Origin of the sequence: Lysinibacillus sp. AR18-8 (assembly GCF_001705465.1) — a bacterium.
In the GTDB taxonomy this organism is placed as follows: domain Bacteria; phylum Bacillota; class Bacilli; order Bacillales_A; family Planococcaceae; genus Lysinibacillus; species Lysinibacillus capsici.
This window is the reverse complement of record NZ_MDGU01000013.1, coordinates 129,705-155,707: the sequence shown is the minus strand read 5'-3', so window position 1 is coordinate 155,707 and position 26,003 is coordinate 129,705. Positions and strand designations below refer to the sequence as shown.

Genomic DNA, 26,003 nt, shown 5'->3' with positions numbered 1-26,003 from the left:
AGAAATAGCATATTGTTCATTAACTCTAAGGAAAATCTGCAACTCTTTCCCAACGGTTTATCCCATTCTTAATGTTTTGGAGATCCTAACTAACACAATCGCTAGTTCTTGTCGCTCTCCAATGTTTAAATACTTTTCAACATCAAGCTCATTAATTATTGTATAACGTCTTTCTTTTCCTTCTATAACTGTATCTTCAAATGTGGGCTCTGCTGGTGATTGTTTTAAAATAGCTGCAACTTCCTCCTTAATTCGTGGATAACTATGTTGTTCATTTCCATTCTCCCTTCTCTACAAAATTTATCAAATATTCATTGCGTATCTACTGCTAGTTGCACACATCTCAGGTAAATTTGCTCATACAAATGCTTCGGCAAATGGTGGCGGAACAGAGTTTCCACAAGAGTTGAGAGCACGTGGATTGGGATACATGATACTTGTTTCCTTTTCAAAAATAATACAAGCTCATAAATTACAAATAGTGAATCGTTATGAGCTAGCTGATTTTCTTAACGTAACTGAAGACTTTTTAGATGAAGCTCTTGAAGGGTACAAGAGTAAGTAGGATTTATATGTAGTTTTACCACCTACCAAGAAAGGAGAACCTCGAATAAAAGTTACTGTTGAACATGGGTATGATGAAGACACTGGTAAACGACTTAGATATACTAAAACCATACGTACGAAATCCATGTCTGATCGTGCAATATGCAATAAAGGAAGCTATTACAGATTTTGAAATCGAAGTATTAAATAAAGAAGATGAAAAGTTGAAAATATTAAATTTGCAAATTTTATTGATCAATGTATTATAGAGGATTTAGGTGACTATAAACATTCTAACATCTAAACCCTATATCTAGTAGAATGTCTAAAAAGATGGAGAGAAAGATGTCCTAGTGAAGCAAAAGGACAATATACTGTTTTAAAAAGCATCTTCTCTAAAGGGATTGAATGGAAATTAATTAAAGATAATCCTATGGACAAACATTAAATCTTCTCGTTTGGAACCTAAAAAGAAGGACTTAGAATTTTACAACGAAGAACAGTTAAAACATCTTTTCAGAGTATTAGAAAACGTAAATCCTAAACTCAAGCTCCAGATTAAGTTGGCAGCAATGGTTGGACTACGACTAGCAGAAATAGCAGGATTATGTGTGGAATCTTTTGATTTTGAAAATAATACTATCTATGTAGACAAAACCCTTCAATTTGATATTGAAGTTAGAAAACTAAAAATTTTACCCCCAAAAAACAAAAAGCCTCGATTAGTTAACGTCCCAAAGAGTTTGATGCGTGAACTAAAGTTATTTGTTGATGGCTATTAGGAACTAAAAAATGAAAAGAGTGATGCTTGGAATCTGATAAAAGATGATGATGGAACTCCCTTAAACTTAAACTTTACAAAAAATCAGATGGTAATCCATCAAAACCTGCTGCTATAAATCTTGCTTGGAGAAGAATTATTGAAAAGTATAGTTTACCAAAGTTGAATTTTCACGCTTTACGACATTCATATGCCTCATTTATGGTCAGTCGGTATGTAAATTTTAAGATCATACAGGAGCAACTCGGTCACTCTGATATAAAAATGACAATCAACACATATAGTCATTTAACCAAAAAGGATAAAAATGAAGCAAGCGACCATTTCGATGTCTTTTTGGTCACTTGCTCATTTTTTCATCATATTTCTGCGCACATAGCTCCCTAAAATTACAGCCACGACAATGCCATTTTTCTTGTGTTTGTTCAAAGTCCTCGATGTCTACGGGCTCGTTGGAAAAAATATCTGCCTGATACTTTTTCATTTCTAAAACACTGCGCTGAAACGTATACAAAATATTCTCCATATCCATGTCTGTAAAACTATATTTCTTGCGCTTGCCTGTTAATAAATATTCATTATAGACCTCGATTTGCGCTAGAGACACACGGTATTTTTGCTGAACATAGTACGCGTAGAGGGCTAATTGCTGACGGTCATCATCAGATTCTCCACCGGTCTTCCAGTCAACAATAATCCATTTATCCCTCAGTTCATCATAATAATGAAAGTCCATAACAACGAATACCTGGACATCTTCTATTTTCATGGAGCGGAATTGCTCTGGTACTCCGATACGAAGAGAGCCTTTTTGTGAGGTGATTTGCTGGAATGTTTCACTCATTAAAAAATGATTAAAAACAAGTCGTAAACGTTCTTTATAGTCTTGCACAAGCTCAGGAGAAAGGGTGCCATGATAATAGATTTCCTGCATCATATAATACTTATTTGGTTTTTGCCTCCAAAATTCAAGACGACGAGTGGAGTCAATAAAGGCTGCATTCAGCTGTCCGCGCCCCAATTGAATTAGCTCCTCTACAGTTGGAGCTTTTCCTGTTTGTAAATAATCATTAATGGCCTGCTCAATGTATCGATGGACAATTTGCCCAAATAAAATAGGCATCGATTGCAGCTTTTTTAAGCGATACACCTGTTGATGATATGGCTCCACATTGTAACTGAGCCACCCGTTATGTGAAAAGTAATATTCATAGCCGTATTTGCGGGCGCAGCTTGTCAATGTTTTATGACGCGATAGCGACCACGAAAAGGTTGGATAGGGTGAAATTTCAAACAGGACAATCACCTCCTAAAGCTGATGGATGAAATCATAAACAAGCTGTATAATCAGCACAATCGTTACAATACGCAGTAAAAGCTTTACCTGATGTGCCTTCACTTTTCTGGCTAGCACAAGCCCAATTTGTGCACCAATCGTCGAGCCAATCATTAAAATAAGCGTTAACGGCCATTCGATTTTCCCTGTAGCAATATAGGTAATCGCTGCTCCTGAGCACATGGCAAATACCCCTACCCGTGATAGCCCCACGGCTTTAATATAGGAAATCTTCTCATGTGCATATGTATAAAGCGCCAATGTACTACTGCCCGGACCAAACATACCGTCATAAAAGCCAACTCCAAGAAGGATAGGACCGTTTTTTCGATTCATCGTAAAACGTTCCTTGTCGCCAAAATCAGCTCCCCCCATAAAGGACATGACAAGCGCAAAGCCAAGTAAAATAATAGCAATGAACGTTAATGATTGACTACTCATGAATGAAGCGAAAAGTCCCCCCAATGTACCTCCGATTAAAGAGACAAGTAACACCGAACGCATTTCGTTCCATGCTAATTCCTTACGTTGATAAATTGTATAAAAGCTTGAAAAAGCACTCACCATATTGGACACTTTATTTGCGCCAATAGCCGAATGGACGGGTACACCCATTAGCATCATCGTTGGCAAGGTAATTAAGCCACCACCCCCAACTAACGTACCAATGACATTCCCAATGATGCCAATAAGTAAAAACAACAAGTATTCCATAATATCCTTCTTTCCCTAACACAAAAAGCAATCATTCTATGATACAGTATAACAGATTGTTATTATCAATGATGATGGAAATGAGGAGCAAGGATGCATATACAACAAAAAACACCTACACCACGCTTTTGTCACCAGTTAACGGTTATTGTGGCGACTATTTTTCTAGCTGGCATTACAGCGACACTCATTCAATACGGCAAGCTCCCTGCCATGATTCCTGTCTTGCAAAGCTTCACGAGTGAACATGCCCAATTCGGTCCGAAAATTGCTATTTTTTATTTACCCTTTGTCGCTCTTATGCTCTTTCTACTTTTACACTATTTAGAGATAAAGGCAGCTTATCCTGTGATGCGTAAAAATAAAGCACCTCTCTCCCATAAACAGCGACAAAATGGCATCCTTACGTTTTGTCTCATCAAAAATAGTATTCTATTGTATTTTACCTACTCCCTATTCAATGACCTGACGGTAGCTCTAGGTCGTGAACGTATTTTACAACAATGGCATGCTTACTTATTTTTACTGCTGTTATTTGGCATCTTCATGATAGGGATTGTGCGAGGCATTTTGTTGGCTAAAAAAAGTTAATGTAAAAAAAGAGAGCATGTTTTAACAATGAACATGCTCTTCTTAGACTAATTATTATTCAATGGATGTCATTAATTCATAAAAATATTTTTTCTCCTGCGTCTCATAAAGCTTATACCAAGCATGTAATGTTTCAGGTGTAAAAACATCGAGCAGCCTCAAAACATGGTAGGCAAAATCCAACGGTGCAATGCCAGATGCCGTTACTAAATTCCCTTCAGTTACGGCTGGCTTCTGTTTAAAATGTTCATCCCCAATATAATGTTGACAAAGCATCTTCAAGTATTCGAGATCGTTGCTCGTATGTTGTCTTGTATCAAGCAAACCAACCTTTGCAAGACCAAACGTTGCACCACAAATTGCAGCTACGAAAACATCTTCATTCAACGCTTTTGAGACTTTATTCAATACAGGCTCATGAATAGATTCTAGCCATGTATTGCCTCCTGGAAGAATCAAGACATCCATGCTATTCAAGTGACATTCAGCAACGGCCATCGTTGGAAGTATGGTGATGCCACCCATCGTCGTAACAGGACTTCTATCAATCCCTACTGTCATCACCTCTAAAGGCTCTAACCCCTTTTTAAAATATCTACCTGTATTTAATTCGGCCATTAAATACCCTATCTCCCAATCTGCCATCGTATCAAATACATAAAGATACACTTTTCTTGTCTGCATAATAAACACTCCTTTTATTGAAACTATGCTTAGTATAAAAAAACTTTACTGACATTCTCCGTCAGTAAAGTTTTCATTTTCATAAAAATGAATGAGCTCATATAGAACGTCAATTATCTTTTGCTTTAGACTTATGGGTTCTACTACTCGGATTGATTTTCCATAGGGAAAAAGTAAATAGGGTACATAGGTATGTAATGCTTCCTCATCTACTAAAAATATAGCGTTCTTATTGGTGCGTTCTTGGAGGTGATACTTTAAAAACCAATGCTGACTGATCGCATCCACAGCACTTGACTTTCCACAAATGATGAAGGGCACTAGGTTCTGTTTATCTTCGACTTGAGGAAAAAGGCTTTTCATAAAAAAATCACTGGCAGAGAAAGATTGTGGTCGTTGGAAGGGAATGCCTGTTTGATGCAGACTACTAATTCGGCCTACTTTAAAAGTACGGATTTCATTTCTTACATGACAAAATGCAACGACATACCAGTTTTGTTTCCAATAAACCAAACCATATGGATTAACCACCCTAGACTTAGATTGCTCTTCATTATTAGTATGGTATTCCATTTCTATAGATGTTCCCTTTACTATACTCTCTTCTAATTTTTTTAACAGTGGCTCCAAGGAAGATTCATCAGGACCGATTATCTCGAAACCTTGTAAATGCTGTTGAATCATTTTTTCTTGCTCTTGATTTGAATACATTGTAAGCTTTGCTGTTGCACTGTTTAATGCCTCATCTAAAAAATAGCCAGCTTCTTTTGCAAAAATAGAAGCATGAAGTAATGCCGCTTTCTCATCAACATCAAAAATAAGAGGACTTTTAATAAAATTATTCAACAGGGTATATCCTCCATGATGACCTGTTTCAGCTATAATCGGCACACCACTGGCAGAAAGTGAGTTAATATAGCGGTAAACGGATCTGATATTAATCTCTAATTTTTCAGCGATTTCTTTCGCGGTAATTTTCCTACCTGAATTCAACATCCATAAAATCTGCATCATATGATCCATTTTAGACAAACATTTTCACCTCATTGAATTAATTTATGATTTCTGACACAAAATCAGGCTACCTGATACTGTTATCAAGTAGCCCTTCGATTATGCCTTTACCAATTCATCTTCCATTTGCTTAAAATTATGTATTAAAGCGTACTTCTGTATGCCACGTGCTTGATGGATGCTAGCATCCGCGAATTGGCGGAAATTAGCCTGATCCTTTATTGTACAGGCATAGACCGCTTCAATTGCAGGTTGCATCCACGGCTGTGTTAGTTTATCACTTCTCATATCGGCCGCTCGACCTTCCAGCGCAGCAATATAGCATAGTGCATAGCTAGTTAAAGGCTCCTTATCAATTTGTCTTGCGGCTACTTTAGCAGCACCAAGATTCTCCTCCATAATGGCCTTAATAAAGAGATAATTGTACTTAATGGCTGGCTGCTTATAATGATGGATGATGACATCGATTGCCTGAATCTGTTCCTCTTTTGTCCCGTAAGCTGATGCATAGAGAGCAGCAAATATAGGCTCTTTTCGGTGATTTTTAACCCATTTATCCACCTGCTCCATATTGTTTGTGCGATATAAAATATGTATATGGCGATAAATCATCCCTACCGCAATTAATGCAAATATCCCAAGAGAGATGGATAGACGAACACCCGCTAAGGACAGCGTCAATGCCAATAAAATAATAGCTAAATAAAAGAATGTTAATTTAACAATTTTCATATTACCTCCTACTGTAATTTCCTACGCATTTTACGAGAAAAGATATAGCCTGCCCCTATAAAAAAGATAAGAGCCATCACTTTCATAATAGGAATAATAAACAGCTTGCTAATAACGACTACAACGAGGATATAATAGACAACCATTGCCAGTAAAAACAATGTCAGCTTATTCACGAAGTTCCCTACTTTCCTTTAGTGCCGCCTCAATCGCTGCTAAAGCTTTTGGACCCATTCCATGAAGATGAGCTAATGTAGAAAGCTCAACTCTTTCTAGCTGCTTCAATTCTGTATAGCCCGCTGCATGTAATGCGCGAATTGCTGGTTTTGCTACTCCCTTAGGCCACTCTGTCATGCTTGCACGTCCCTTCACGAAAAAATCTTCTCTGCCCTATTATGCAAGTGACAGCAAAGAAATGCAAATAAGTCAAAATTTAAACATATACAAGCACGCCGCTATGAAATTTACAATACTATGGATACTCCAGCTAGTGACAATGGAACCTCCAGCAATTCGTTCGTTCACCCAGCCCATCACATAGCCAGCAAGCGCTGTAGTAAGCACAACTAATAAGATTACATGAAGCGGAAGCACCGACCATAGCATGGCCCCATGAACACAGCCAAAAACAATACTTTGCAAGAGATTTGCTACTTGAAAATCAAAAATCTTCATCAATCTCTTTAATAAAAAGCCGCGAAATAATAGCTCCTCTGATAAACCTGTTTGAATAATAGCGTAGAAAAGTGCTGGAATGACGGCAGCAGCTCCAAGTCCCGCGAATTGATTCGCCGCTAGCAAGGAGCGATCAATATAGAAAAAGACTAGCGCAAAGCTCGGTATTAACATCGTGAAAGTAGAAAGTACAATGTACATAGCATACCTTCCCTTGTGCACAATAATAGGCTTTTGCAATCCTATCCACGTTAAAAAGGGCTGTTTTTTTCTCGCTGTACAAAGCCACCAAATAAACGGAATCACTGAAAATAACATCACTTGCAAAATGGCACTGATTAAACTATTCATCATCTTATTTCCCCTCCTGTTTACTACAAGCATAGAAGAAAGTGCCATTTTTTTCAATAGTTATTTAACGATAAACATTAAATTATTTATCTTTATTGTTAATTATTAAATGTTTTACAATAAAAAAACGAAGTCAAAGGGCTTCTCCTTTGTCTTTTCAGTTATTTTCATTTATACTCTATTACAGATATTAAAGGTCTGTAATAGAGATGATAAAACACTGGAGGCTATCACAATGCGTACATTACCTACACATTTATTAGAAAAGGCACAAACATATGAGCACAGCACAAGAATTTCAGTGCCTGCCTATGACACATTATTTGCCGTGACACAAGCCTATTTCCGCATGCATTTAGGAGAACAAGAAGCATCCCTGCTTGTTGTAGGAGCTGGTGGGGGCAACGAGCTTTCTGCATGGGGACCAACAAACCCTAAATGGATGTTCACTGGGGTTGATCCATCTGAGGAAATGCTCCAAATTGCACAACATAAAGCCGTGCAACTGGATATTGAAAGTCGCGTTCAGCTACTACAAGGAACAATTGAGCGCTTACCCCAATCAACACCGAAATTCGATGCGGCAAGCTGTATCCTCGTTCTTCATTTTATTGAAGATCGACAGGAGAAACTCCATCTACTGCAAAATATTCACAAGCAATTAAAACCTGGAAAGCCCTTTGTCCTCGCTTGTGCCTACGGAGAACGAGAAAGTGACGAGCTACAAGATCGCATCAAAATATGGCAAAGCTACTTTTTAGAGGCCGGCTATACAAAAGAAAAGGTAGATAGCATGGGCAAGGGCATCATGAATATTTCCTTCCTCTCCGATCAAGAAATCCAACAGCTATTAAGTGAAGCGGGCTTTCAAAATATTACCCGCTTTTTCTCCTCAGGTCTCTTCGCAGGATGGATGAGCCACGCATAACCACAATGCCCCCACCATAGTCACAATCAATGGTGGGGGCTGAAACTTAGATTTATAGTCACATCGAAAAAAATTACCAATAAATACTGTAATAATAAACAGTTTCATCAATCGTCATGCCCATTTTTTCATAGAGCTTCTGTGCTTGGACATTATCTCTGGCAGTTTCTAGCATCATGTAACGAGCATCTTCCTGCTGACAATAGATATAGCATTGCTCCATCAACGCCTGTGCTACACCTTGTTTTCTGGCTTGTTTCGCCACAAATAAATCATTTAAGAGAAACGCTCGTTTCATAGCTACGGATGAAAAGACTGGAAACAATTGTGCAAATCCAACTGGCTCCTCCTCCAAATATGCCAGGAAAATAATAGACTCTGCTCCCATTACTCGCTCCTGTATAAACTGCTCAGCTTGCTGTAAATCAGATGATTGTCCATAAAATTCACGATAGGCATTAAATAATGGGACTACGTCTCCCATCGTTTGCTGTGTCACCATACAAATTTTCATGTTTTGATCTCCATTTCCTTTTGATTGTCCTTCTAGTATGATGGTAGTAAATAATCTGACATTTCAAAAGAAACAGTTCCAAACATTTTAACATGTCAAGGTGGTGCCTTATGGACGATTTAATCTTTCTATTAACAGAAAAAGAGGCAAAATATAAGCAAGTGTACCAGCAAATTAAAGCACTTATTATGCAAGGTACACTTCAAACAGATGATTCCCTGCCCTCCATACGAAAACTTGCAGAAACTTTACAGGTCAGTCGTAATACTACATTAACTGCTTATGAACAGCTTGTGGCAGAAGGATACATACGTGGGGAGGGACGAAAAGGCTATTTCGTCAATGCACTAGAGCAGGTTTTTCTAAAGGAGCAGGAACAGTCCCCTATGACACAGCCAAAAAAGAAGGCTGCATCCTATCTTGTAGATTTTCGCGCTGGGGCTGTCGATCAGCAACATTTTCCCATGAAAACATGGCGCCAAATTGCCAATCAAGTATTACAGGAATCAACCTGTTACGAATATGGAGAACTGTTTGGAGAATCAGTGCTAAAGGAGCAGCTTGTGCAATATTTACTGCAAGCAAGAGGGGTTTATACAACGAGCGACAATATCGTTATTGGTAGTAGCACACAGCAAATGCTCTTGTATCTTGGATTTTTACTAAAAGAATCTTTCCCAAGCATTCTTTTGGAAGACCCTGGCTATGATGGTGCACGGGAAGCCTTCCAGTTACATCACTTCGAAATAGAGCCACTACCTGTAATGGAAACAGGAGCTCAACTTGACATACTCCAAAACTGTCAATCACGCTTAATGTATGTCACCCCGTCACATCATTTCCCATACGGTGTGTCCATGTCTATTCAGCAGCGACAGACCTTAATACAATGGGCTCAACAAGTCGATGGTTATATTCTAGAGGATGATTATGATGGAGAGTTTCGCTATACACAACAGCCATTTCCTGCCCTTGCTTCCATCGACTCATCAAGGGTAATCTATCTCGGCACCTTCTCCAAATCGTTTTTACCAGGTGTGCGTTTAAGCTATATGGTGCTACCAAATGCACTTGTTCAGCCCTATAAAGAGCGTTTTGCTCATTTTGAACAAAATGCTTCGTCCCTCCATCAACGCACAATGGCCCAATTTATGGCGCAGGGGGAATGGACACGCCATATTAAACGAATGCGTTTGACCTATAAACAAAAAATGCAGCACCTTGTACAGGAGCTACAACGACATTTTGGTCAGCAAATAACCGTGTTAGGCGAGCAATCAGGACTCTATGTATTAGTGAAGATAAAGTCTCCACTTTCTGAGCAGCAGCTGATCCAACGAGCGGCGACTTACGGTGTGAAGGTTTATCCGACAAGCCCCTTTTTTATCCATCAAAAAAATGAGGAACCAATGCTGCAATTAGGCTTTAGTAAATTAGCGTTGGAAGAAATCAAGCTGGGCATCGAGCTGTTAAAAGAGGCGTGGCAGCCATAACCTTCAACGTTATGGCTCTTACCATACCACTTAAAAATAATCAATAAATGTTGGGATACCTACTGGTAAAACCGCCTCGAGCAATGCAATTTCCTCTGTACGTCCCTGTAATCGTTCAATTCGTTCTAAATAGGTTGGACGTTTGTAGCCTAACAGCATAGTAGCCAGTGTTTGCACTGTTAAATGCACAGCATTCGCGTTCAACGTCTCACTTACCTTCTGCACAGAAAGGTTTCCATCTTTCATTTTGATGATGTAGGTGCCATTATTCCACGCCACAGTGCGATCACTGACAGCTAGCTGAAGCTCGAAATTCTGACCAATAAATGGATAGCGCAGTAAAAATTCTTTGACATCGACGATTCTTGCCATGAAATAAGGCGATACCTTTTGAATGATCTCACTGTCCTCTAATAGAAAGGCTACCGCTTCATTACCAGTTGTTTTCCCGTAGACATTGTAGACCATTGAGCTGTGAGCCGAGACGAAATTCCATAAACCTTTACGAGCCTCTTCCTGCAAATAGACGATTTCATCAATGTAATAATTTTCCTCCATAATACGATAGAACATGTAGCCCTGTGCCACATCTTCTTCATCATAGTAGACCGCCGCCTGAAGGTTCACATCACTATCTATAAATTTCTCCTCCCAGAAATCCTCCTGAAATTTCTCGTTCCAGGCAATACTATTGCGCACCATTACCCCATGCGTTTTCTGCGCATAGCGTGCGTAGATAGCCACCACATCCTCATGCTTGGGATCAACACGGCGAATTTTCCCATTAAGCCCAGCATAATGAGGAAGCTGTGTATCCTTCACTTGAAATTCCACAATATCACTCATAATTTCCCATCCCTTTTTGCGGTAATAAGGGATAGAATATGGAAATAAATAGGATATATACTGTCCTTCATTTCGCATACTTTGCAGACTTTCAATTATCAAGCTCTCCATTAAGCCATGCCCTGAATATTCAGGGTATGTCCCAACTGCTGTGATGCCACCCATTTCATAAATCTTGCCATGCACATTCACCTCAAAAGGCAAACTTAAAATTTGCGATACTAGTTGTGGACCATCAAACCACCCGATCGCATGCCCTTCATTAAATTGCCTACTCTTCGCATTCACAAAGCGACGATCCTTGTGAATGGACATTGACATTTGAAAGACATAATTCAGTAAATCAATGGACTGTGCCATTTCATCCAATCGAATTTCTCGCATGATTAAGCCTTTTCGTTGATTCATGATTCCCTCTCCTCATCAAATAACTCTCTTAATATCGACTGTGGTGCATCCAAAAAACGTTTGGTCACGATGTAATGAATGGTATCCTCATAGCGAATGGATTCAATTTCTCCTTGATCAAAACTATAAATCGTGGCATTCGGATAGCCAAGCAAAATGGGTGAGTGTGTAGCAATAATAAATTGTGCCTCATGCTCAAGGTCCTTCATTATTTTCAGCAAGCTCAGCTGCCTCGTTGGTGACAATGCCGCCTCAGGCTCATCCAATAAATAAATGGCTTTACCCTTAAAACGATTCATAAATAACGCAAGAAAGGATTCACCATGAGATTGATGATGTAGTGATTTCCCACCAAAAGCGTTATATCTCCTTGGATCTTCTATCAAATCAATATGACTGGCAAATTGATAAAATGTTTCTGATCGAAGGAAAAACCCATTCGATATTTTCGGCAGCCACGACAAACGGATATATTCCCCCAATGAAGATTCCGCCTTATGTACTTCATATAAATTTTGACGACCGCCACCAGCCGTATTGAAATCGCAACGATCAGCAATCGCCTCCAGTAATGTTGATTTCCCCGAACCATTTTCCCCAACAAAGAACGTCACATTCGTCGGAAACTCCAGCTCATGCAAATCCTGCAAGCTTGGAATATTAAAAGGATACTCCTGTTTATTGGGAATCGTATCCTGTAACACCTTACATGACTTTAAATACATTTCATTTCCTCCTTACTCTTATTATAGCGAACATCCCTCAAGCTGAAACGTAATCCACCCACCTGTTTGATTGAAATGTCACCTTTTTATGTATCCACCCGAGCCTGCCCAACATAAATAGCCTAAAACAGCTGACGAAGACCCTACCATTTTCACAACTAGCTATGAGATATTTCCCGAGAAATAAATAAAAAACATGTCGAAAGTTGCAATTCCTACATGTAGTATCATGTCATATTTTTGATTTTTTTATAAAAAAAGTGGACATTGACCTCCTCTCTAACTGATTAAGTGAATGATTTCCCTGCAACATGCAGTAGTGTTTTCCATTGCAATTTTATTTCGCAGTGGCTTGCTGAATAAGCGGGGTGCCTCTCTTTTCGATCACCTTGGGTTCCTTTCTGAGCGATTCCATCCACTTTTGGATTACTTTCATTACCTAAATTGATCCGATTCAAAAAAAGGCTCAATACCTATTTCTTTTAATAAGAATTTCCGATGACTTCTTTTATCTACCAAATGTTGTTTAGGTATTAAAATTTCTTCTCTTAATCGCTGAAACAAATTCGGGTTATGCTCTGGAAACCATTCCTCATATCTGACCCCTTGATTTAATTCTATTTTTATTAAAAATAAAACAATATCTTCATACATATAGGGGAATTCTTTCTCTATCTGCTCATGATGTGCTAATAATGCATAAAGATAATCTTTTAAACGATAAAATCGCTTCTGGTCTAATGGATTCGAGCTCCATTTTTTATTTTCCTCCCACTCTTGTATGGGCTGAAATATCTGAAGAGAACCCGTTTCCCAATTACCCAGCATACAAGTAAATGCAGCTATAGCGTATTTTCTCGTTTCATCATCTGGATCTCCAAAATATTTATAGTATTCCTCCCGATACTTACTAAAATTTCCGCTAGTATGATAACCCCCAATAGCAAAACCTTCCAACCCTCGTTTTGCTTGTTCAATGATATTATTTGTCATTCTACTTACTCGCCTCCTTTTCTTTACTATCTAATCATGTTAATCTAACGTGATATTAACATAATTAACCAACCGGAAATGTAAAATATATTTATTCCATTCACCCACAATATGACTATTAAGTATTGTATGGGATTCTACGCCTCTTTCCCCTCACTAAGTTATAAACTTCTATAGGAAACTAATTACTAGTTTTCCTCTGTGCTTGGCTCTCTCATTTTATGATTACCTTCAGTAACTCGATGAGCGGGTTTCCTCTCTTTATGATCACCTCTAACAGCTTTTCGAGCGGTTCCATTCATTCTTTGCTCACCATCTCCAAAGTTCTAACTATTATCCCTCGCTCATAAATTGAGTAACAATCAAAAGTCAGAAGGAGAATCGCGATGTTTGTGACGCATTACTACGAAAACAAGACGTCTGTTTTAAGTCAATTGCTCGTCAAGCTACCTACTGTGGAAGAAGATATTCGCATTAAAGGGCGCAAGGCAAAGGTGTTGGAGGTACTTCAAGTTGATGACAACAATTTTCATGTGAAGATATTATTCGAAAAAATCCCTAAAAAGCAGCCTCTTAAAGAGCTTGGAAAGAAAAAGAGATAATCAACTAAAACATGGTTTATTCCCTTAATTTTCGGGAATAAAATAGGTAATGATTGCGAATCATTCACTTTAAATTTCTTCAAGCAAAACCGTTGACTTTTTAATTGATAACAATTATCATTATCAATAGATTATTTCTTTCTCCAAATTGCTTCATTCAGAATCCCCCTCTTTTTTGAATAAGCATGTATCAAACGGATATTCTTACATCAGACTAAGAGTATCCGTTTTTATCTTTATATGAGGAGAACTTTACATACTAAAGGAGCTGTTTTGACATGGATTATCGTATTGAAAAAGACACTATGGGTGAAATTAAAGTACCTGCTAATAAAATTTGGGGCGCGCAAACACAGCGCAGTAAAGAAAATTTCCAAATTGGTACAGAACAAATGCCAATCGAGCTTGTGCAAGCTATGACAATCCTAAAGAAAAGTGCGGCGATTGCGAATAATAAACTAGGCAAACTTTCTGATATTAAAGCAAATGCCATCGTGCAGGCTGCAGATGAAATTTTAAATGGTCAATGGGACGATCAATTCCCTCTTGTGGTTTGGCAAACTGGTAGTGGTACACAATCCAATATGAATGTGAATGAAGTCATTGCTCACCGTGCGAATCAGCTATTAGAGGATGCTGGTGAAGCGGACCGTATTCATCCAAATGATGATGTCAATAAATCACAAAGCTCAAATGATACATTCCCAACAGCATTGCATATTGCGGCTGTTTTAAAAGTGGAAGATTATTTATTACCAAGACTACGTTTACTAAAAGCAACTTTGGAAGATAAAGCAGCTCAATTTAAGGACATTATTAAAATTGGTCGTACGCATTTACAGGACGCGACACCTCTTACATTAGGTCAAGAAATTAGTGGCTGGGCAGCCATGCTCTCAAAATCAGAGCATATGATTATCCAAAATATTGACTATATGAAGGAGCTTGCAATTGGTGGAACAGCGGTCGGTACAGGAATCAATGCTCACCCTGAATTTGGTGATCGTGTGGCTGAGGAAATTAGTGAGCTAACAGGCAAACAATTTACATCAGCTACAAATAAATTCCATGCCCTAACGAGTCATGATGAAGCAGTTGTAGCACACGGTGCATTAAAGGCTTTAGCGGCTGATTTAATGAAAATTGCCAATGACGTTCGCTGGCTAGCAAGTGGTCCTCGTTCAGGTATTGGGGAAATTACGATCCCAGAAAACGAACCAGGCTCTTCCATTATGCCAGGTAAAGTAAACCCTACCCAAAGTGAAGCAATGACAATGGTCGTCACGCAAGTAGTTGGAAATGACGCAACGATTGCCTTCGCCGCTTCTCAAGGTAACTTTGAATTAAACGTCTTTAAACCAGTCATCATTTACAACTTCTTACAATCAACTCGCCTATTAGCGGATACAATGAAATCATTTAACGACCATTGTGCAGTAGGCATTGAGCCAAACAAAGAGGTACTCGATCATAATTTACAAAATTCATTAATGCTTGTAACAGCGTTAAACCCATATATTGGCTATGAAAACGCAGCAAAAATCGCAAAACAGGCCCACAAAGAAGGCACGACCTTAAAGGCAGCAGCCATCGCAAGTGGCTTACTTACAGAAGAACAGTTCGATGAATATGTAGACCCAGCAACAATGATTTATCCGAACGTAAAATAATGAAAGCGACCATAAAAAGATTGAGGCTAATGGGCTTCAATCTTTTTTGTTTATGAGAAATATCTTTAGCATGGATGAAAGCAAAATTAAAAGACATGAATCTCGATAGACTATCGAATCCATGCCAAATAGCTTCCTAATGAAAATAATTGTATCTATCCTATGCAGTCACTTCATCGGAGAGTGGTTTATTCTGCCTCCTATGTAATCCATAACTCCATTACAGATGCTTATAACTAGTTAAAATTCTCTCAGCTTATTTTATCCAGCTTTACATTAAACGACAATTCATCGTCAATTAGATTAAACGTATCAGCTTTATCTTGTTTAGATAATTTAGAGATATAATGATAGTAGTTTGGTAATAATTCAAAATCATAATTTAAATAATCTCGTATTAATTGGTCATCTTGAAATTTTGAAACATCCCCGTCTAACAAATCATGTTTTATTAACTCTTTAGTGTTGTTCGTAAAATCAGATACTACGTATGAAAGAATATTGTTCTCATATCGTAAGTTTTCAGAAACACCTGAATAATTTAATAAAGATAGTAATGTCGCATTATTAAAATTCTGTTGGTTAATTAAAGATGAAACCTCCATTAAGTAAATCGATTCAAGGTGGTCATGATAAGGACTTTCAATATCTACTCCATTATACATTGCTTGTTTCTCAAAGGGTCTAATTCTCCCAGTTTTTAATAGTAATAAGTGATTGTGATTGCTTAGATAGATGTTTTTGGAAGTATCTAATCTAAGTAAATTATCTCCGTTTGGAAGTAAAGGATTTAATCGTTTTATCTCTCCTGTTGAAGTGTTTATCAAAAAAATACATTGATAAAAAGGACGTCCATAGTTAATTTCTCTTTTCGTAATAAAATACAACAAATATTGAGGATTAAGGTAAATTAACTTGGAATAATAACTTTCATCCTTAATTTCTTCAGAAGAAAAATAATTATTTAAATTTAATGTGATAGCATGTGTTTGATTAAATGTTTCAAGATTAATTCTATAAAAGTTTATGTTATTTTTTTCTTTTAGACTAAAACAAAATTCATTATTCATAATATCCAAAGCAAACTCGTCATAGCGGGTGTCTAATCGTTGTATATTTTTGAACGTGCCGTTTTTTAAATTAATCTCACAATGCGCAATACTAGCATGTTCTAATAAAATAGCCTCGAACTCTTCTTTAATTTCATTTGTAGGAATTAGTTGTTTATTATTCAAAAATATTCCCCCTTCAATATTGCTAATAAATATTTCACTTTGAGCTTTTACTCCTTTCTGGCCTCTGTATAAAGAAGTTTTTCGAGTTCGTCCACCTTGCTCCCGTCTAATTGGTGTGTGAGCCCATATGTTTCACCCTTGCCATCGTTATTGATGATTACGTTGAGATCGTGAAGTAATTCAGTGAAATACGTAAAACACTTAGTTAATTCTCCATAGGACTCAGCTGTATCAAGACCTTGCTGTTTCTCAACCGATATTACATAATCCAGATGTCCCATCAAAATCTGCAGTACATTTAAATTTTCAAAATCCTTTTGAAGGTCTTCCCCTTGAACCCTAAAATATATCATTTCCTTCGTGAGACGATCTGCCCTTAGATAATATTCGTCTACGTCTGTTGTTTTGTTAATATCTTGGGCATGATAGGCAATCCAAGCTTCCAACGTTGGTTCAATCTCATAGTTATTGAAGCCTTCAGGGGTTGATACATCATTCCAGATTTTCGAAGGGTTTACTGCTGCTACGTGTTTGATTGTTGTTTCTTCTGTTTTTACCTGTTCCCCTTTCGTTTCTCCTTCCTCGGTACAACCTATTAACAATCCACTTATCAATAGTCCTGTCAATACAACATTTACGAGCTTCATCTCTCTCACTCCTCTTTAGAAGGTTAGCCATTTATTATAATAATACCTTACATTAGTTAATTTTTATAATATTTTCCATTTAAAAGTTACGTTTAACATGGCTGATTCTCTATGTATCTCGCAGTAATAGCAAAATTAAAAGCCACCCTCATGATGAGAGCGACTTTCCTAACCTCCTAATATTCACTTTTCAATAGGGAAAAGATAGCGAGATCCACATACTTCCCTTTTTCAAATTCATGTTGCCTCAAAAGACCCTCTTGAGAAAAGTTTAATTTTTCCAATAGTTTGATAGATGCTGTGTTTTCTGGCTCTATTTTTGCTTCGATTTTATTGATTCCCATGGATGTAAAGGCAAAGTGGATGATCGAACTTAAAGCCTCTTGCATCACACCCTTTCCCCAATAGTCAGGGTTTAAATCATAGCCAATTTCTATACGATTATGCTCTTTTTCATAATTCAAATAGCCACATGTGCCAATCACCTTGTTGGTCTGAATTTCCTCGATTACCCATCTTAAGCCTTTTTGTTCTTTAAAAATTTTCTCATACCAATTGATTTCATCAATAGCATCTTCAACTGAAGCAAACAATGGTAATGGCAGGTACTTCACTACATTTTCATTAGAATAAAGTCTCAAAATATCTTGGCCATCATCCATTATCCCTTTTCGTAAAATAAAACGTTCTGTTTCCAATTGAGGAAAAACCGTAAATTCGAATTGTGTATGCATACTACTCCCCTTTTTCACCATTTATTAGCATTTTACTATTGAATAATAACACAAAAATCTCTCATACTCTCTTTTACTGCTATTACAAATCACTCGTTATTATAGTAAATTGATTACAACCAAATGGCACCAACTCCGTCTAATAATTGAAAGGGTGTGGAAGATGCTTGAACATGTGAGAACATCAATAGAAGTTAGCAGTGAATGTAGTAAGGAGGAGAGGCTTGAATGGTTGATGAAGGCATATGGAGATGACATAGCACGTCTTGCCTTTACGTATATGAAGCACAAGCAGCTTTCGGAAGATATTGCGCAAGAAGTGTTTATAAAGTGCTATGAGCATTTAGATAATTTCAGGAATGAATCTTCCTATAAAACATGGTTATATCGAATTACTGTCAATCTATGTAAAGATAAATTAAAAAGCTGGTCTTATAGAAATATTGTTCTGACAGAATTTTTCTCAAAAATTAAGAGTACTAGTCAATCCCCTGAGTTGGAATTAGTCGGACAGGAGGATAAACGATTACTTTCTGAAAAAATCCTTGCTCTACCAATAAGATACCGAGAACTCATTATTTTCTATTATTATGAAGAGCTGTCCTATAACCAAATAGCTGATTTGTTAGATTTGCGTTTACAAACCATTAAGTCTCGACTTCATAGGGCTCGACTTATGCTCAAAAAATCAATGGAAGGGTGCAAGATAAATGAATGATATGTTTAAAAATATAGGCAAGGCATTGGATGACACGGCATTCCAGGACATTCATTTTAATGAGAAACATAAAGAAAAAGTAAGGCAGAGGCTTCGAAAAGATTACAAGAAACAGCCCCAATTCCAATCCATTTTCAATCATTTGTTACCTATAGCAGTCATTGGTTTTTTTCTTATAGGAGCTAGCTATTTTATGGTCACGGAGCTGACAGTACAACCAGTTGATAAGGGAGACCGTTCACAAGAACCTATAATGGAAACTACTCTTTATCATCCCCCGATCCAAGAAGAATTTTACGGGGATATGACGAAAGAGGATGTCGTGAGTAAATTATTAAATTCGATTGATTATTTTCACTCAGCAGCTGGAAAATTTGAAGAACATAAAATTTCTCAAGACGGTTCCACTAGAACATTGGGTGTTACTTATAAAGTAAGTACCAAAAAAGAAGTTGGAGGCTATGAAAAAATAATCGCTTTAGATGATAACACGACGGGAATCAAGAACGATACACAGGAGTACTTTTATAACAACAGAAAGAGCTGGTTAAAATATACAGCACTTTATGGACAAAAAGTTTATACAGTTAATGAAACGAAACAGAAATCAAAACGAGACGTAGTTACTCCTGAGCAAGCTTTTAGTATTGACTTGAAATATCCCCCTATTTCATATAATAAATTGAGAGAAAGACCTTCATTTGGAAGTTCAAGTATGTCGTTATTCGCTTATGAGAAAGCTGCTAGTTATTTAAGAAATATGGAGCATTGGGAGATTGAAAAACAAAATGAAGCGTTGTTAGGTCATAATACAATCGTATTAGCTGGGAAAATGGATGAAACGGTGACAAATAGTGAAAATTTAAAAGGCACGACAGAAGCGTTTCGTTTTTGGGTGGATAAAGATACTGGGATTCTCGTTAAAAGTGAAACATATGACCAAAATGGTGAGCTGACAAGCTATGTTCATCCAGAAAGGCTTGAAGTGAATGTATCTATTGACCCACAAGAATTTATTCCAGACTTAGAGGGCTATCAGCTTCCTAGCAAACAGAAAAAAGATTGAGGCTTATTGCTTCAATCTTTTACTTTATGAAGATTTTAATTTCTCACCATCATCAAACATTTCTCAACTATTTCTACCTCATCTACTGACAGTTGGTCTAACAGAAGTGCCAGTTTTTTCTCATGTTCCTCTCCTTCTTCTCCTATCCAGCAAATGTAGATTTCGCAATAATCTCCTTTGGGAAGGAATTTTTTTAGAAAGTCACATACATGGTGAAAAGTTCTTTTGGCTTTTTCATAGTTATGGGGGGAATACACTTTATTTTCGTTATGCATTTGCCAAATGGGCTCTCCCTTTGTTTCGATTTCATATACATAGGGTGTTGTAAAATGCTTTGCCTGTACAATTTGGCGATTCTCTTTTACCGAGAAAAAATAATTTATGTCAACTTCATTTTCTGTATAGTCATCCTGTATTTCAACTGGAAAATTGAAGCCTATATAGGTTGTCATACTCATATTTTGCTCCTCCTATTAAAAAAACCCTGTAAATGTACAGGGTGTCAGCAACGTAGCTGTTGATAATGTAAATAGACACGCTTTGGAGTTCGTGCTTCTACGAATATTTCTTGCATCACCAATTCCTGGACCACGCTTTGAAGAAATTGCTTGAAGCAAAAAGGCTTCAAACGACGGGTTGTCCGCTTCCTTTTGTGAGGCTTGCTACCGTAGTTGGTCTACCGTGATGGCTGTTGCTTTGATGGTTTGGTGTTGCGGCGGTGTTTTTGGTTCAATATAGAGCGTTGTGTAATACGCATCCGCAATGACAATCACGTAAATAATGAATAGTAATCGTTTTGTTCAATGGTTCAAAAAAATCATTTCTCCCTTTTTTATAGCTGACAACGAAAACTTGTCTACTTATCATACGAGCAATTGATCAAAAGGTTTCAAAAATATTTAAAGGGAGACAAATTTCTGTCTCCCTTACGCCTCTAGGCTTCTGCCACCATCATTTTCCCAGCGATCAATGTCCCAGTGATCCTCATCTTTTTCTCTCAAAATACCCATTGCATTCAATGGAACGAATGACATTTTGTCCCTCACCCTTTTCAAGCGTTCTTCTCTAGTTTATGAAGGGAAAGGGGTTTTCGTTCATCGTAAAATAGGCTTAATTTTAAAGCCTAAGGCAATCGCAGCTCCAATGCAGCTAAAAAGACAGCCTAAGATTAAATAAATACTGAGTGTTGATTCGCCGATGACAACAGACGCAATACCACCAATCACGGGGAATAATGCAACCATATAGCCACTTTTTGCCCCTCCAATTCGTTCGACTAGTTTTAAGTAAAATAACCATGCGAAAAAGGATGCAATAAGAGTTAAATACAAGAGCGCCGATAAGTAGGTAAAGGATTTGGGTATTACGACTGTTTGTCCCTGTAGCCAAACAATGGCACACATGACTGCACTACCCACTGCAAAACCAATGGCATTCGCATAAATCGGGTTGATTTGATGCTTGGCATTTCGGGCAGAGCTTGCATCCCCAATGGCTGTTAGGACAGTCCCTACGAAGGCAATTAACACTCCTTTTAACTCCATATTATGTAAAGATGGATAAATCAGCACCCCCACGCCGATGACGCCTAAAATACCGCCAATTAAAACACGACGATGCAATGGCTCCTTGAGAAATATCCGTAGGGCGATGGGTGTTAGTATGACTTTTAATGAAAAAATTAATGTGACAATAGCAGCCGAGCTCCATATCGTCGCATAATACAGCGCTAAATAGCTGAATGCAAAATTACAAACGCCAAAAACGATGATAAAAGGTACGTCGCCCTGTTGTGGTTTACCCTGTGGCTTCAAGAACCAAGCAAGGATGAAAAATAAAAGGGCTGTCATGACTAAACGATAGGTTAAAGATAATTCTAAACTGACTGGCGTTCCTTGAATTTTGACTGCAATAAAATTAAGACCCCAGACAATCAAACAAAAGATATACATAAAATTTGTCATGCTGTTTTAAATTCCTTCTCCGATGCTATTCCTGCCATCTTCCCATAATGATCGTGTGATAGAACCTGCCATCTGCAAGGCATTTATCATTTTTCAGAATGCCTTCCACTAAAAAGCCCATTTTTTTATAGAGCTGTATCGCTTTCTCATTGGTTTCTAACACTTCTAGTGCTATTTTGCGAATACCATTGGCATCTGCCCAATCAATGGATTCTTGCAGCAAGGCTTTTCCTATGCCATAGCCCCAAAACTCTTTACTGACTCCAACACCAAAGGTTACTTTATGGGCAAGCCTTTTGAGTGGAGAGCCCTCACATCTTGAGAACCCAACGATCCGATCACCGACAACCGCTACTAAACATAAATTTTTTGAGCTTTCGCTATCCTGTTGAATAAGCTGCTCAAAGCCTGCTCGATCAATCAATGCCTCGCCCTGTTCACGATCGAAGTTTTCCGTTTCACCGTCTAATTGCAAGCGTAAATCTGATAAGGCTTGGGCATCTTCGCGTCGGGCACAGCGAATTGTATAGGATAGCTCTTTTATCTGGAGCTCTTTCTGATCAATCAGCATGTTGGAATCCTCCAATTGACTGAATCCGCACAAAACGATTATGCCAAATGGATTCGTGATGTTGAATAATTTGTGGTGCTGCCAGTACATTACTATTTAAGGTGCTATGTGCATCTTCTATTAAAATATTATGATGGTAGCCATGACTAAAAGCACTACGGATTGTTGTATCAAGACAAAACTCTGTTTGAGCACCCGCGAAAATCAATTGGTCGATGTGATGCGCTTGTAAATAAGCTGCAAGCTCCGTTTGATAGAAAGCGTCCCACGTTGTTTTTTGAATCACTTGATCCTCCGCCTGTCTAAGTAATCCATGATACAGTTCCCAGCCTGGTTGACCTAATGCAAAATCCACATCATCTGCGTCTGTATGCTGAATAAAAATAACGGGTACTTCGTTGCGCCGTGCCCATGTAATGGAGGCATTAATATTTTTGATAATAGCTTCACTGTTCCAAAGATTTTGCTGGCCATCTAGAAAGAAAGCCTCCTGTATATCGATAATGATGAGTGCTTGTTTCATCGTATCCTCCTTTGTGCATCAGTAGTAACTTTTTTAATTGTACAGAAAACGATCTTCCATTAAAAGAAAATTTTGCACAACAAAAAGCACCTTTACAACATCGTAAGGTGCCTCAACTATGTAAAGTACCATCTAATACATGCCACTATTAGATGGTGTCATGCGCTCGCATCATTTGATATAGGCTAATGTTTGATAAACTTGGTGAACCGAATGATTAAATGCTTGCTGTTCCTCTTCGTTTAAATGCAATTCAATTACACTTTCAATACCAGCTCCCCCTAAAACAACTGGGACACCGATGCAGGCATTGTCTACTTGATATTCGCCCTGTAAATAAGTAATGATGGGCATTACTTTCCGTTGATCCTTCACAATCGCTTCAATCATTTGGACAATGGCGGCGGCTGGGGCATAGTAAGCACTGCCATTGCCAAGTAGGGCGACAATTTCGCCTCCACCTTTTCGCGTTCGCTCCACTAATTGCTCAATCTGTGCTTGTGGCATTAATTTTTCTAATGGTATTCCTCCGACATACGTATAGCGAACGAGTGGCACCATTTCATCGCCATGTCCACCCAAAACGAAGCTCGATATATCCTCGACAGCAAGCTGAAGAGCCTGTGCGATAAAGGTATTAAAGCGCGCTGTATCTAAAACACCTGATTGTCCCATGACACGATTTTTGGGAAAACCCGTTGTTTCCAGACAAACATAGGTCATGGCATCGACAGGGTTACTTAAGACGATAATATAGCTAGTTGGCGCATAACGTTTGATTTGTTCGCTTACCGAGCGGATGATTGCCGCATTTGTATGAATTAAATCCTGCCGTGTCATGCCAGGCTTTCTTGCAATACCTGCCGTGATAACCACAATATCAGCATGAGCTATTTCCTGATACTTTGAAGTAGCCGTCACCTGTACGTTAAATCTTTCTATTGGTCCAGCTTGGAGAATATCTAATGCCTTCCCTTTCGCAGCATTTTCGAAGTCTGGTAAATCGATAAGCACAATATCCCCGATCTGTTTCTGTGCGACCATTAACGCTACGGTTGCACCTGTATGTCCAGCGCCAATGATGGCGATTTTGGGTCGCCTAAAGCTCATCTGCCTCCCCCTCCTAACGACATAGATTCATCGACTACTTATCTGCCTGCTCATCCTCTACAAGTTTTGCTTGTTGAGGCTTCTGGCGAGTGCTTGTTTTTTTGGCTGCTGCCTCCGTCACTTTTATCGGCTGTGTTTCATCAATAATCGCTGTGAATACTTCATTGGCTGCTCGTGGAATTACATGTGCGCTTAGTAGCTTGCTCGTTCGCGTTGCTGCCGCTTTACCAGCATCAACCGCAGCCTGTACTGCACCAACATCTCCCTCAACAATAATGGTTACGATACCACCGTCTACTAGCTCCTGTTTCACTAATTGGACATTGGCTGCCTTTAGCATGGCGTCTGCAGCTTCAATGGAGCCAATCAAGCCATACGTTTCAATCATTCCTATCGCTTCTGTCACTTTGCTCACCTCACGATTCATCTGTGCCATCTATAATGCCAACAACAATGGCATCAATTGGACAAATACTGGACGTAGAAAAACTTCGTACAGCAGCACTGCCCATTGTTAAAATGACGTTATCTCCAACACCTGCACCTATACGATCTGCCGCAACAATTTGTTCATCACTCAGTTGACCATCCAGCTTTATTGGCTGGATAATGAGTAATTTCAATCCCTGTAGCCCTTCCTCTTTACGTGTTGCCCAGATATTTCCGACCACTGTTCCTATCCGCATGCATCCTCATCCTTTTTCGTGAAACTGAAGTTCAATTTCTAATTTTTCCACGGCCTCCTTCGCCAGTGCCGTCAACCTTGCCTCTTTGGGGACTATCACTGTCTCACCTTGATAACGGCTTACATCATTTGCCGTTATTATCTTGTGGTTAATTTCAATTGGAGGACTGACGAAGTTATTGTAAGGCTCTCCTGCCATCTTGCCTGTTATAATTGTACCCGTTTCACCCTGTTGGATGAAGCCTGCGTTTGCTTCATCTGTATCAATATGCATTTCTAAATGATAGTGATCAGCCACACGAATTTTCACTTGCTCAAAGGTAATGGGACGTCGCCCTTGCACCTTAACGGAGACGTATTGACCGTTCTGAACCCCTAACTGCTGTGCATCAGCAGGTGCCATATGAATATGTGCTTGTGCGATAATGACCCCTTCTTGTAAAATCAAACTTCCTCTAGGTCCTACCAATATACAGCTAGCTGAGCCAGCAATTTCTCCCGATTCACGCAAAGGTGGTTGAATTCCTAGGGCAATGGCATCTGTATGACTAATTTCAATTTGTGTGAAGGTGCGAGCAGGACCTAATACACGTACATTTTGGATGCTTCCTTTTGGTCCCACCACCTGTAGCGTTTCATGTGCTGCAAACTGACCGGGTTGAGCTAACATTTTTTTTACACTCAGCGTAGCACCTTTGCCAAATAGCTGCTCGACATGTTCTTGTTGTAAATGAATATGCCTTGCTGAGATACCTATAGGAATTTCATTGGGTGTAGGCGCTGCTTCTTTTTTAGGTAGTAATTCGGCTATGACATCATTAACAATTTTTATTATTGCTTGTTCATTCATATAGCCACCTCACTCATTATTGCATTTTTAAAATCGCTTCCAATTCTGCATGTGGTCGCGGAATCACATGTACAGATAATAGCTCTCCAACACGTTGTGCAGCTGCTGCTCCTGCATCTGTTGCGGCTTTCACAGCCCCTACATCCCCACGAACAAGCACCGTGACAATACCGCCACCTACATGGACTTTACCAACAATATTCACGTTGGCAGCCTTGACCATTGCATCAGCTGCTTCAATAGAGCCCACTAAGCCCTTTGTTTCAATCATTCCTAATGCGCCTAAATTCATTTGGT

The 26,003-nt window shown here is 38.6% G+C and carries 33 protein-coding genes and 1 pseudogene; 10 read left to right on the top strand and 24 right to left on the bottom strand.

Features of this window, described 5'->3' with window-relative positions; translation table 11 throughout:
• Positions 1–629 precede the first annotated feature (629 nt).
• From BFM98_RS23985 to BFM98_RS24555, 3 genes and pseudogenes are all read left to right on the top strand, one after another.
• On the top strand, positions 630–815 hold the full coding sequence (locus tag BFM98_RS23985; RefSeq protein ID WP_066037495.1) for a hypothetical protein: 186 nt from the start codon (positions 630–632) through the stop codon (positions 813–815).
• A gap of 189 nt (positions 816–1,004) precedes the next feature.
• Entirely contained in the window at positions 1,005–1,328 is a 324-nt protein-coding gene (locus BFM98_RS11870) for a site-specific integrase (RefSeq protein ID WP_066037494.1), read from the top strand.
• 98 nt (positions 1,329–1,426) lie between these two features.
• Positions 1,427–1,714 (top strand): annotated as a pseudogene (locus BFM98_RS24555) (tyrosine-type recombinase/integrase); the annotation flags it as partial.
• On the opposite strand, the gene BFM98_RS11865 reads toward BFM98_RS24555, so the two are convergent.
• On the bottom strand, positions 1,668–2,624 hold the full coding sequence (locus BFM98_RS11865; RefSeq protein ID WP_083225368.1) for a PD-(D/E)XK nuclease family protein: 957 nt from the start codon (positions 2,622–2,624) through the stop codon (positions 1,668–1,670). The pseudogene BFM98_RS24555 and the gene BFM98_RS11865 sit on opposite strands and share 47 nt — an antisense overlap.
• Before the next feature lie 12 nt (positions 2,625–2,636).
• Positions 2,637–3,377: a sulfite exporter TauE/SafE family protein gene (locus BFM98_RS11860; RefSeq protein WP_004228897.1), complete on the bottom strand. Its 741-nt coding sequence runs from the start codon at positions 3,375–3,377 to the stop codon at positions 2,637–2,639.
• A 93-nt stretch (positions 3,378–3,470) separates the two neighbouring features.
• Between BFM98_RS11860 and BFM98_RS11855 the strand changes: the two genes are divergently transcribed.
• Positions 3,471–3,968: a hypothetical protein gene (locus tag BFM98_RS11855; RefSeq protein ID WP_066037492.1), complete on the top strand. Its 498-nt coding sequence runs from the start codon at positions 3,471–3,473 to the stop codon at positions 3,966–3,968.
• Between the two features lie 54 nt (positions 3,969–4,022).
• On the opposite strand, the gene BFM98_RS11850 is transcribed toward BFM98_RS11855, so the two are convergent.
• The 6 genes from BFM98_RS11850 to BFM98_RS11830 form a co-directional block, all read right to left on the bottom strand.
• Positions 4,023–4,652, bottom strand: coding sequence for a type 1 glutamine amidotransferase family protein (locus BFM98_RS11850; RefSeq protein ID WP_066037491.1), 630 nt, complete (start codon positions 4,650–4,652; stop codon positions 4,023–4,025).
• A gap of 45 nt (positions 4,653–4,697) precedes the next feature.
• Positions 4,698–5,684 carry a helix-turn-helix transcriptional regulator gene (locus BFM98_RS11845; RefSeq protein ID WP_066037490.1) on the bottom strand — a complete coding sequence of 329 codons (987 nt, stop codon included), beginning with the start codon at positions 5,682–5,684 and terminating at the stop codon, positions 4,698–4,700.
• Positions 5,685–5,765: 81 nt separating this feature from the next.
• Positions 5,766–6,398 carry a hypothetical protein gene (locus tag BFM98_RS11840; RefSeq protein ID WP_066037489.1) on the bottom strand — a complete coding sequence of 211 codons (633 nt, stop codon included), beginning with the start codon at positions 6,396–6,398 and terminating at the stop codon, positions 5,766–5,768.
• Between the two features lie 8 nt (positions 6,399–6,406).
• The gene (locus BFM98_RS23980) at positions 6,407–6,574 is read right to left on the bottom strand and encodes a hypothetical protein (protein WP_016993359.1); all 168 of its coding nucleotides are present in this window, start codon (positions 6,572–6,574) and stop codon (positions 6,407–6,409) included.
• Positions 6,567–6,752, bottom strand: a complete 186-nt coding sequence (locus BFM98_RS11835) for a helix-hairpin-helix domain-containing protein (protein WP_048390683.1) — start codon at positions 6,750–6,752, stop codon at positions 6,567–6,569. The genes BFM98_RS23980 and BFM98_RS11835 overlap by 8 nt, the downstream gene beginning before the upstream one ends.
• Before the next feature lie 72 nt (positions 6,753–6,824).
• Positions 6,825–7,427 carry a CPBP family intramembrane glutamic endopeptidase gene (locus BFM98_RS11830; protein WP_004228915.1) on the bottom strand — a complete coding sequence of 201 codons (603 nt, stop codon included), beginning with the start codon at positions 7,425–7,427 and terminating at the stop codon, positions 6,825–6,827.
• A 232-nt stretch (positions 7,428–7,659) separates the two neighbouring features.
• Between BFM98_RS11830 and BFM98_RS11825 the strand changes: the two genes are divergently transcribed.
• On the top strand, positions 7,660–8,352 hold the full coding sequence (locus tag BFM98_RS11825) for a class I SAM-dependent methyltransferase (RefSeq protein WP_066037488.1): 693 nt from the start codon (positions 7,660–7,662) through the stop codon (positions 8,350–8,352).
• A 73-nt stretch (positions 8,353–8,425) separates the two neighbouring features.
• Here the strand turns inward: BFM98_RS11825 and BFM98_RS11820 are convergent, their stop codons facing one another.
• Positions 8,426–8,866, bottom strand: coding sequence for a GNAT family N-acetyltransferase (locus BFM98_RS11820; RefSeq protein ID WP_066037487.1), 441 nt, complete (start codon positions 8,864–8,866; stop codon positions 8,426–8,428).
• A gap of 110 nt (positions 8,867–8,976) precedes the next feature.
• Here BFM98_RS11820 and pdxR point away from each other — a divergent pair, with 110 nt between their 5' ends.
• A complete protein-coding gene (gene pdxR, locus BFM98_RS11815) occupies positions 8,977–10,359 on the top strand; it encodes a MocR-like pyridoxine biosynthesis transcription factor PdxR (RefSeq protein ID WP_066037486.1) in 1,383 nt (460 codons plus the stop codon).
• 30 nt (positions 10,360–10,389) lie between these two features.
• Here the strand turns inward: pdxR and BFM98_RS11810 are convergent, their stop codons facing one another.
• The 3 genes from BFM98_RS11810 to BFM98_RS11800 form a co-directional block, all read right to left on the bottom strand.
• Entirely contained in the window at positions 10,390–11,613 is a 1,224-nt protein-coding gene (locus BFM98_RS11810; protein ID WP_066037485.1) for a GNAT family N-acetyltransferase, read from the bottom strand.
• Positions 11,610–12,338, bottom strand: a complete 729-nt coding sequence (locus BFM98_RS11805) for an AAA family ATPase (protein ID WP_036081249.1) — start codon at positions 12,336–12,338, stop codon at positions 11,610–11,612. Before BFM98_RS11805 ends, BFM98_RS11810 begins: the two co-directional genes overlap by 4 nt.
• A 435-nt stretch (positions 12,339–12,773) precedes the next feature.
• Entirely contained in the window at positions 12,774–13,331 is a 558-nt protein-coding gene (locus BFM98_RS11800) for a hypothetical protein (protein ID WP_066037484.1), read from the bottom strand.
• Positions 13,332–13,717: 386 nt separating this feature from the next.
• On the opposite strand from BFM98_RS11800, the gene BFM98_RS11795 reads away from it, so the two are divergent.
• Both BFM98_RS11795 and fumC read left to right on the top strand, forming a co-directional pair.
• Positions 13,718–13,933 carry a hypothetical protein gene (locus tag BFM98_RS11795; protein WP_004228943.1) on the top strand — a complete coding sequence of 72 codons (216 nt, stop codon included), beginning with the start codon at positions 13,718–13,720 and terminating at the stop codon, positions 13,931–13,933.
• Between the two features lie 278 nt (positions 13,934–14,211).
• The gene (gene fumC / locus BFM98_RS11790; RefSeq protein WP_066037483.1) at positions 14,212–15,603 is read left to right on the top strand and encodes a class II fumarate hydratase; all 1,392 of its coding nucleotides are present in this window, start codon (positions 14,212–14,214) and stop codon (positions 15,601–15,603) included.
• A 251-nt stretch (positions 15,604–15,854) separates the two neighbouring features.
• Here the strand turns inward: fumC and BFM98_RS11785 are convergent, their stop codons facing one another.
• The 3 genes from BFM98_RS11785 to BFM98_RS11775 form a co-directional block, all read right to left on the bottom strand.
• A complete protein-coding gene (locus BFM98_RS11785; protein WP_066037482.1) occupies positions 15,855–16,838 on the bottom strand; it encodes a hypothetical protein in 984 nt (327 codons plus the stop codon).
• 47 nt (positions 16,839–16,885) lie between these two features.
• Positions 16,886–17,485, bottom strand: a complete 600-nt coding sequence (locus tag BFM98_RS11780) for a hypothetical protein (RefSeq protein WP_054550937.1) — start codon at positions 17,483–17,485, stop codon at positions 16,886–16,888.
• Positions 17,486–17,661: 176 nt separating this feature from the next.
• Positions 17,662–18,219 (bottom strand): GNAT family N-acetyltransferase, encoded by a 558-nt coding sequence (locus tag BFM98_RS11775; protein ID WP_048390456.1) that lies wholly within the window; start codon positions 18,217–18,219, stop codon positions 17,662–17,664.
• Positions 18,220–18,382: 163 nt separating this feature from the next.
• Here BFM98_RS11775 and BFM98_RS11770 point away from each other — a divergent pair, with 163 nt between their 5' ends.
• Positions 18,383–18,937, top strand: a complete 555-nt coding sequence (locus tag BFM98_RS11770; protein ID WP_066037481.1) for a sigma-70 family RNA polymerase sigma factor — start codon at positions 18,383–18,385, stop codon at positions 18,935–18,937.
• Positions 18,930–20,003, top strand: a complete 1,074-nt coding sequence (locus BFM98_RS11765; RefSeq protein ID WP_066037480.1) for a hypothetical protein — start codon at positions 18,930–18,932, stop codon at positions 20,001–20,003. Before BFM98_RS11770 ends, BFM98_RS11765 begins: the two co-directional genes overlap by 8 nt.
• Before the next feature lie 35 nt (positions 20,004–20,038).
• On the opposite strand, the gene BFM98_RS11760 is transcribed toward BFM98_RS11765, so the two are convergent.
• From BFM98_RS11760 to BFM98_RS11720, 9 genes are all read right to left on the bottom strand, one after another.
• Entirely contained in the window at positions 20,039–20,461 is a 423-nt protein-coding gene (locus BFM98_RS11760; protein ID WP_054550934.1) for a hypothetical protein, read from the bottom strand.
• A gap of 636 nt (positions 20,462–21,097) precedes the next feature.
• Entirely contained in the window at positions 21,098–21,967 is an 870-nt protein-coding gene (locus tag BFM98_RS11755) for a DMT family transporter (RefSeq protein ID WP_004228976.1), read from the bottom strand.
• Between the two features lie 25 nt (positions 21,968–21,992).
• Entirely contained in the window at positions 21,993–22,538 is a 546-nt protein-coding gene (locus tag BFM98_RS11750; RefSeq protein WP_066037479.1) for a GNAT family N-acetyltransferase, read from the bottom strand.
• Positions 22,528–23,061, bottom strand: coding sequence for a cysteine hydrolase family protein (locus BFM98_RS11745; RefSeq protein WP_066037478.1), 534 nt, complete (start codon positions 23,059–23,061; stop codon positions 22,528–22,530). Before BFM98_RS11745 ends, BFM98_RS11750 begins: the two co-directional genes overlap by 11 nt.
• A gap of 171 nt (positions 23,062–23,232) precedes the next feature.
• The gene (gene mdh, locus BFM98_RS11740) at positions 23,233–24,171 is read right to left on the bottom strand and encodes a malate dehydrogenase (protein WP_066037477.1); all 939 of its coding nucleotides are present in this window, start codon (positions 24,169–24,171) and stop codon (positions 23,233–23,235) included.
• 34 nt (positions 24,172–24,205) lie between these two features.
• Entirely contained in the window at positions 24,206–24,598 is a 393-nt protein-coding gene (locus BFM98_RS11735) for a BMC domain-containing protein (protein ID WP_066037476.1), read from the bottom strand.
• A complete protein-coding gene (locus tag BFM98_RS11730; protein ID WP_016995124.1) occupies positions 24,588–24,857 on the bottom strand; it encodes a EutN/CcmL family microcompartment protein in 270 nt (89 codons plus the stop codon). Before BFM98_RS11730 ends, BFM98_RS11735 begins: the two co-directional genes overlap by 11 nt.
• A gap of 6 nt (positions 24,858–24,863) precedes the next feature.
• Positions 24,864–25,706: a phosphate propanoyltransferase gene (pduL, locus tag BFM98_RS11725; protein WP_066037475.1), complete on the bottom strand. Its 843-nt coding sequence runs from the start codon at positions 25,704–25,706 to the stop codon at positions 24,864–24,866.
• Between the two features lie 16 nt (positions 25,707–25,722).
• Positions 25,723–25,998: a BMC domain-containing protein gene (locus BFM98_RS11720; protein ID WP_048390439.1), complete on the bottom strand. Its 276-nt coding sequence runs from the start codon at positions 25,996–25,998 to the stop codon at positions 25,723–25,725.
• Between the last annotated feature and the right edge of the window lie 5 nt (positions 25,999–26,003).

Bases quoted from the DNA above. Each gene is read 5' to 3' on its own strand.
- BFM98_RS11825 (WP_066037488.1), top strand. From the start codon at position 7,660: ATGCGTACATTACCTACACATTTATTAGAAAAGGCACAAACATATGAG.
- BFM98_RS11750 (WP_066037479.1), bottom strand. From the start codon at position 22,538: ATGCTGATTGATCAGAAAGAGCTCCAGATAAAAGAGCTATCCTATACA.
- BFM98_RS11755 (WP_004228976.1), bottom strand. From the start codon at position 21,967: ATGACAAATTTTATGTATATCTTTTGTTTGATTGTCTGGGGTCTTAAT.
- BFM98_RS11830 (WP_004228915.1), bottom strand. From the start codon at position 7,427: ATGATGAATAGTTTAATCAGTGCCATTTTGCAAGTGATGTTATTTTCA.
- BFM98_RS11805 (WP_036081249.1), bottom strand. From the start codon at position 12,338: ATGTATTTAAAGTCATGTAAGGTGTTACAGGATACGATTCCCAATAAA.
- pdxR (WP_066037486.1), top strand. From the start codon at position 8,977: ATGGACGATTTAATCTTTCTATTAACAGAAAAAGAGGCAAAATATAAG.
- BFM98_RS11795 (WP_004228943.1), top strand. From the start codon at position 13,718: ATGTTTGTGACGCATTACTACGAAAACAAGACGTCTGTTTTAAGTCAA.
- BFM98_RS11720 (WP_048390439.1), bottom strand. From the start codon at position 25,998: ATGAATTTAGGCGCATTAGGAATGATTGAAACAAAGGGCTTAGTGGGC.
- BFM98_RS11730 (WP_016995124.1), bottom strand. From the start codon at position 24,857: ATGCGGATAGGAACAGTGGTCGGAAATATCTGGGCAACACGTAAAGAG.
- BFM98_RS11835 (WP_048390683.1), bottom strand. From the start codon at position 6,752: ATGACAGAGTGGCCTAAGGGAGTAGCAAAACCAGCAATTCGCGCATTA.
- BFM98_RS11850 (WP_066037491.1), bottom strand. From the start codon at position 4,652: ATGCAGACAAGAAAAGTGTATCTTTATGTATTTGATACGATGGCAGAT.
- BFM98_RS11770 (WP_066037481.1), top strand. From the start codon at position 18,383: ATGCTTGAACATGTGAGAACATCAATAGAAGTTAGCAGTGAATGTAGT.
- pduL (WP_066037475.1), bottom strand. From the start codon at position 25,706: ATGAATGAACAAGCAATAATAAAAATTGTTAATGATGTCATAGCCGAA.
- fumC (WP_066037483.1), top strand. From the start codon at position 14,212: ATGGATTATCGTATTGAAAAAGACACTATGGGTGAAATTAAAGTACCT.
- BFM98_RS11735 (WP_066037476.1), bottom strand. From the start codon at position 24,598: ATGAATCGTGAGGTGAGCAAAGTGACAGAAGCGATAGGAATGATTGAA.
- BFM98_RS11780 (WP_054550937.1), bottom strand. From the start codon at position 17,485: ATGAAGCTCGTAAATGTTGTATTGACAGGACTATTGATAAGTGGATTG.
- BFM98_RS11810 (WP_066037485.1), bottom strand. From the start codon at position 11,613: ATGAATCAACGAAAAGGCTTAATCATGCGAGAAATTCGATTGGATGAA.
- BFM98_RS11860 (WP_004228897.1), bottom strand. From the start codon at position 3,377: ATGGAATACTTGTTGTTTTTACTTATTGGCATCATTGGGAATGTCATT.
- BFM98_RS11775 (WP_048390456.1), bottom strand. From the start codon at position 18,219: ATGCATACACAATTCGAATTTACGGTTTTTCCTCAATTGGAAACAGAA.
- mdh (WP_066037477.1), bottom strand. From the start codon at position 24,171: ATGAGCTTTAGGCGACCCAAAATCGCCATCATTGGCGCTGGACATACA.
- BFM98_RS11760 (WP_054550934.1), bottom strand. From the start codon at position 20,461: ATGAGTATGACAACCTATATAGGCTTCAATTTTCCAGTTGAAATACAG.
- BFM98_RS11820 (WP_066037487.1), bottom strand. From the start codon at position 8,866: ATGAAAATTTGTATGGTGACACAGCAAACGATGGGAGACGTAGTCCCA.
- BFM98_RS11745 (WP_066037478.1), bottom strand. From the start codon at position 23,061: ATGAAACAAGCACTCATCATTATCGATATACAGGAGGCTTTCTTTCTA.
- BFM98_RS11800 (WP_066037484.1), bottom strand. From the start codon at position 13,331: ATGACAAATAATATCATTGAACAAGCAAAACGAGGGTTGGAAGGTTTT.
- BFM98_RS23985 (WP_066037495.1), top strand. From the start codon at position 630: ATGGGTATGATGAAGACACTGGTAAACGACTTAGATATACTAAAACCA.
- BFM98_RS11840 (WP_066037489.1), bottom strand. From the start codon at position 6,398: ATGAAAATTGTTAAATTAACATTCTTTTATTTAGCTATTATTTTATTG.
- BFM98_RS11855 (WP_066037492.1), top strand. From the start codon at position 3,471: ATGCATATACAACAAAAAACACCTACACCACGCTTTTGTCACCAGTTA.
- BFM98_RS11765 (WP_066037480.1), top strand. From the start codon at position 18,930: ATGAATGATATGTTTAAAAATATAGGCAAGGCATTGGATGACACGGCA.